Genomic DNA, 646 nt, shown 5'->3' with positions numbered 1-646 from the left:
GGCCCCGGACGCGCCGGCTCCGCCGGCTCCGCTCGCTGCGGCACCGGATGCGGAGATCGCGCCCAGCATTCCAACGAGGATTGCGTTCGTAGCCGCTTCGCTCGTGCTCGGTGGATCAACGGGAGCGGCGGCACTGTCGATCGCTTTCTCGAGCCGTCCGCCGATTCCGGTTACCGTGTCATTGGCAGCCGCATCCGTTTCGCTGACGCTCTCGTTGACGGCCGCCGTCGTCTCGCTGACGGTCTCATTGATCGTTGCCGTCGTGTTGGTGACCGTCTTATTGGCAATCGTCGTCGGGGTATTGACGGTGCTATCGACGGTCTCCGCCGTTTCCCCGAGAGTAGTATCGACTACCTCCGTCGGTGCCGCGGTCGTGTTTTCTACGGCGTCGGCCGGGTCGGTTGTCGTCTTCTCGGAGCCGGCAGTCGTCTCATTGGTAGTGCCCTCGAGGTCATCGGTCGCATTCTCCGTGTCGTCAGTCGTGGTTTCGGTGTTATTTTCGAGGCTCTCAGTCGTACTCTCGAGGTCCTCGCTGGTGTTCTCGGTCGAATTCGTCGTTCCGTCGTCGGTCGTTTCGAGCGAGTCCGTCGACGCCGTCACGACCGAGCCGCCGCTCGCCGCTCCGGCGACGGCACCCGTGACCGCG

1 pseudogene is annotated in these 646 nt (G+C 64.2%); it reads right to left on the bottom strand.

The features are described 5' to 3' along the window. A pseudogene (locus PGX04_RS32345) lies at window positions 1–646 on the bottom strand (hypothetical protein); the annotation flags it as partial.

The organism is Natrinema soli (assembly GCF_028618695.1).
Note: the sequence above shows the minus strand (reverse complement) of the source record. Positions and strands in the feature narration are given on the sequence as shown.